At 69.3% G+C, this 2290-nt stretch carries 2 protein-coding genes; both read left to right on the forward strand.

Annotated elements, in window-relative coordinates; all coding sequences use genetic code 11:
• Positions 1-67 precede the first annotated feature (67 nt).
• Positions 68-1288: a hypothetical protein gene (locus DBR34_RS04375; protein ID WP_128095867.1), complete on the forward strand. Its 1221-nt coding sequence runs from the start codon at positions 68-70 to the stop codon at positions 1286-1288.
• Between the two features lie 18 nt (positions 1289-1306).
• The gene (gnd, locus tag DBR34_RS04380; RefSeq protein ID WP_128095868.1) at positions 1307-2212 is read left to right on the forward strand and encodes a phosphogluconate dehydrogenase (NAD(+)-dependent, decarboxylating); all 906 of its coding nucleotides are present in this window, start codon (positions 1307-1309) and stop codon (positions 2210-2212) included.
• Positions 2213-2290 lie beyond the last annotated feature (78 nt).

Here is a 2290-nt window from a genome sequence, read left to right on the forward strand (position 1 = left end):
GGCGGGCAGGGTGCCATTCCCAACCGTAACGCGCAGGCCGCGCCGCTGGACGCGGGTGCTGGCGGCCATGCTGTGTGCAGCCATCGGCACCGCGGCCGCCGCGCCGGGGCCGACGTGCACGCAGGCGCTGCTGGAAGAGCTGGGCTGGCGCTTCGTCGACGCGCCGGTGACCACGCCGGTCATCCACGGCGGCCCGGTCTGTACGCGGGCTACGTTGCCGCAGGCCCAGCAGGCGGGCGACCTGCGGGTGCAGGTGCCACAGGCGTGGACAGCCGACCAGCGCGCTGAGTGGATGACGGGGCTGTTCGACGACCCGGCCACCCTGTGTGCGTATACGTTCAAACTGGGCCAGGCCACGCGCCGGGCCGCCACGCAGCTGCAGGACAACCCCGGCTACCGCTTCTCGGCGCTGCAGCTGGGCTGGATCGGCTTCGGTGCACGCGGTGCGCAGGCGCAAGGCTGGCAGCGTTTCCGCAGTTTCGGGCGGGGCTACCAGCCGGCCGGCGCCAACAGCGCCGCGCTGCAGCACTTCTACGACGGCCGGGTGCGCTCCGAATGCGGGGTAGGGCGGCAGGTGGCGCAGCTGGCCACCCAGCGCGAGCTCTACGGCGATGCGGCCTTCGATGCCGAGTTCAGCCCCGGCGAACTGTCGATCGGCACCTTCCTGACCCTGCACGACACCGACAGCATCCTGCTCGGCCGCCACGCGGGCGCGTTCCTCGCCGATGGCAAGGCGGTGAAGACCGCGCAGCTCGGCCGCCAGGCCTTCGTCGGCGCGCCCGGTTTCATCGAGCATGTGTTCGACAAGCGCTACCTGGACGACATCAACAACCAGGCAGAGAACTTCGTGGTGGTCGACGTCAGCAGCGCAGCTGCCGAGGCGCTGCGCGTGCACGGCGGGTTTGCCCACTACGACACGATCAACCGCCAGATCTGGGCGCTGGCCCAGCGCATGCCCGGGCCGGGACCGCGCCGCTTCGAACGGCTGCTGATCGAGCGTGACCCGGTGTGGCGCAATGGCCTGCCCGCAGAGCAGAAACCGCTGCTGGCCGAACTGGACGCGCTGCTGGACGATCCGTTCTACCAGGGGTTCGTGATTTACGTGCATCCTCGCGGTATACGTCCTGTGCGTTATCACATCGCACGCCTGCTCGACCGCAACCCGCGCACGCCGTTTGCCTTCGAACTGGGCCTGCACAACCTGCATACCACGCTGTACCGACGCTGGATCGACGCACGCCTTCGCCAGTGCGATTCCCCCTCGGCAGCACCCCCGCACCACAACTGACACGCTGGAAGGAGACACATGGACATTGCAATGATCGGCCTGGGAAAGATGGGCGCCAACATGGCCGAGCGCCTGCATCGCGGCGGCCATCGGGTGATTGGCGTCGATCCCGGTGAAGGCGCGCGCGACAGTGCGGCCAAGCGCGGTTTCGAGGTCAGTGCCTCGATCGCCGATACGCTGGCGCAACTGCCGGTGCCGCGCGTGGTGTGGCTGATGGTGCCCGCCGGCGAGGTGGTCGACCAGACCCTGGCCGCGCTGGCCCCGCACCTGTCCGAAGGCGATGTGGTGATCGATGGCGGCAACTCGTACTACAAGGACTCGATGCGCCGCGCCGAACAGCTCAAGGGCGAAGAGGTCACCTACATCGACTGCGGCACCAGCGGCGGCGTGTGGGGCCTGCAGGAAGGCTACAGCCTGATGATCGGGGGCGAGGCGGCGGCCGTGGAGCAGGTGGGCGCGATCTTCCGCACCCTGGCCCCGGCGCAGGACCGCGGCTGGGCACACGTGGGCCCCAGTGGCGCCGGCCACTTCTGCAAGATGGTCCACAACGGCATCGAGTACGGAATGATGCAGGCCTACGCCGAAGGCTTCGCGCTGATGCAGCACAAGACCGACTTCAACCTGGACCTGGCCCAGGTAGCCAGGGCCTGGCAGCACGGCAGCGTGGTGCGGTCGTGGCTGCTGGACCTGAGCGCCGATGCACTGGAGCGCAACCCGCAGCTGGACGGCATCGCGCCGTACGTAGAGGATTCCGGCGAAGGCCGCTGGACCGTGGCCGAAGCCATCGACCTGGACGTCCCGGCCCCAGTGATCACCTTGTCCCTGCTGGAGCGCCTGCGCTCGCGCGAGAAGAACTCCTTCAGCGACCGCCTGCTGGCCGCGATGCGCAACGAGTTCGGCGGCCACGCCATCAAAACCCGGTAACTCCGACCGCTGGCCGGCTCCCGTCCACCCCACCCCCCGCGCCGACGCGCGCGGGGCGGTGATGCGCTACCCCAGCTC

The organism is Stenotrophomonas sp. HMWF003 (genome assembly GCF_003061285.1).
In the GTDB taxonomy this organism is placed as follows: Bacteria; Pseudomonadota; Gammaproteobacteria; order Xanthomonadales; family Xanthomonadaceae; genus Stenotrophomonas; species Stenotrophomonas maltophilia_AP.